Origin of the sequence: Streptomyces rubellomurinus, from assembly GCF_000961885.1 — a bacterium.
GTDB classification, from domain to species: Bacteria; Actinomycetota; Actinomycetes; order Streptomycetales; family Streptomycetaceae; genus Kitasatospora; species Kitasatospora rubellomurina.
The window spans coordinates 1-2,374 of record NZ_JZKH01000216.1; the positions used below are offsets into that span (position 1 = coordinate 1).

1 protein-coding gene and 1 pseudogene are annotated in these 2,374 nt (G+C 72.2%); both read right to left on the reverse strand.

From position 1 onward, the window contains the following. Nucleotides 1-158: 158 nt before the first annotated feature. Nucleotides 159-1,010 (reverse strand): phosphotransferase family protein, encoded by an 852-nt coding sequence (locus tag VM95_RS37315; RefSeq protein WP_157882306.1) that lies wholly within the window; start codon nucleotides 1,008-1,010, stop codon nucleotides 159-161. Between the two features lie 361 nt (nucleotides 1,011-1,371). Next, a pseudogene (locus VM95_RS41085) lies at nucleotides 1,372-2,063 on the reverse strand (IS5 family transposase); the annotation flags it as partial. Between the last annotated feature and the right edge of the window lie 311 nt (nucleotides 2,064-2,374).

The following is a 2,374-nucleotide window of genomic DNA, read 5'->3' on the forward strand; positions in this document are numbered from 1 at the left end:
CCTCCACGGCACCATGAAGGTGACGGTTCACCAGGCCGTCGAGGCGCTGCTGCGCGCGCCGGACGGGCGCAGCGGCAAGGACTACCTCGGCTACCTCCACCCCGCACACCTGCACGCGGTCCTCGCCCGGGGCTTCGCAGACCTGACCGCCGCGGCTGCTACAAAGTCACCGGGACGGGGGTGTTCCAGCCCGTGCGGTGAGCGATCCACTCCCGTCCCGCGGCGGCGGCCCGGCCCCGGTAGGCGCCCAGCGCGCCGCCGGGGCCGGTGCGCTGCTGCCACGCCCAGTACCCGGTGATGGCGGCCGCGAACGCCAGCACCCCGTCCTCGGGCGCCTCCCGCCAGGCCGGCACCTGCTCGGCGAGCAGGTGTTCGGCGGAGGCGGCGGCGTGGCCGGCCAGCATCAGCTGCGGCAGGAAGAACGCCGCGTCGACCCAGGCGGCGCCGCGGGCGAACCACGACCAGTCGATCACCCGCACCCGGCCGTCCGAGAGCAGCATGTTGTCCGCGCGCAGGTCGCAGTGCAGAAGGGTGTCGCCCTCGGTCGCCCGCACCAGCGCGGCCGGATCATCGAGGGCGACCAGCTCGGGCGCGTGCTCCTGGTCCCAGCCGTCCAGGCCGCCCTCGGCCAGGCGCTCCCAGCACCCGGCCAGGGTGCCGGCGAGCACGGAGAACGGCCCGGTCTGCCCAGCCGGGCACGGCGTCAGCAGTCCACCGAGCTCGCCCACCGTCGCGAGCACAGCGCCGAGCCCTGCAGAGCCGGGCGCGATCTCAGGAGTCGTGCCGTCGACGTCCTCGAAGCCCAGGACCAGCCAGCCCCCCGTCTCCACCGTCCACAGCAGCGCCGGCGCGACCCCGGAGGGCAGATGCGGCCCAACGGCGGCCTCGGCCCGGTACATGCCCGCGGTGCGATCCTCGGCCGGCACGCCCTTGATGAACACCCGGCCGCCGTCCGCGAGCCGCAGGCGCGCGGCGATGCCCGGCGTGAACCCGCCGGACGGGTAATCCACTCCGATCACCTGGGACCGGGCATGTTCCTCGACGGCCATACGGACGGCGGCAGGAAGCTCGTTCCAACCGGGTCGGGTGGCGGGGGGAGTGGACACCATGGCGGCCTCCGGGCGTCGACTGGGTGGGCCGACCGTACCGTGCGCGTCGCCGTGATCGCCGTGAATTGTGCGCTGACAGGTCACTTCGACCGCATGTGCACAACCACCGCCCGGCCGGGGCCGGCGAGTGGCGCCAGGATCTACGGCAAGACGATCCACGCCGACCCGAGGATGCGTACCACCTCCCCGGCTGACCCCTGGTGCCCAACCGGCTGCCCGCGCGCCTTCAACAGGCCGGACTAGGGCGCGTATCTGGTTGTGATCAAGGGTTGGTCTTGGTGAGGTCTTTGAGCCAGATCATCGCGCCGCGAAGGTGGAGGCCGCCGAGGTAGCTCGCGGGGGTCTTGTCATACCGGGTGGCGATGCCTCGCCAGGCCTTCAGCCTGTTGATCAGGCGCTCGACAGTGTTGCGCTCCTTGTAGAGGTCGGCGTCGTGGCTGACGGGCCGGCCGCCCTTGCTGCCCTTCTTCTTCCGGTTGGCGGCCTGGTCCTTCTTCTCCGGGATGACGGCCTTGATCGCGCGCCCGCGCAGGTGGGCGCGGTTGCCGCGGGAGGAGTAGGCCCTGTCCCCGGCGACCGCGTCGGGCCTGGTGCGGGGGCGGCCGACCGGTCCGCGGACCCGGACCTTCTTGAGTACGGGGATGAACTGCGGGCTGTCGGCGGCCTGGCCCTCGGTCAGGATGAACTCCAGCGGGCGGCACCTGCGCTCGCCGGCGACGTGGACCTTGCTGGTCTGCCCACCCCTTGAGCGTCCGAGCAGGGCGGCCTTCAGGCGGAGCTTGCGACGGCGTCGGGCGCGTCTCTGTTCCTCCCGGTCGGGGTCGTCCGCGGTGTCCTGTCCGTCTTGTTCCTCCGGGCCGCCCCTTTTTGCCGAGCCGCCTCCGCCTCGTCGGCCGCCTTCTCCAGAGCGGCCAGCGCGTCGGGGTCCAGGTGCATCCCGGCGGCGTCGTGGTGGGCAGCTCGATGAACTCCCACTCCGCGTCACTCAGTTGCACTCGCGTCACCCATGACTATCTACCGAATCCACCCCCACAACGAAGGCAGAACCAGCAGATTGATCACAACCAGATACGCGCCCTAGGTCCTCGGGACGAAGGCCGCCGGCCCCGACTCGGTGGAGTCGGGGCCGGCGGTGACGGGGCCCGGCGCTGGTGCGGAGGGGCGTGTCAGGAGGCGACGGCTGCGGGGCCGCCCCAGAACTTGGTCCAGCCCGGGCCCTTGGGGTCGACGGACCAGAAGGTGCCGTTGGTGTCGTGGGCGTAGGT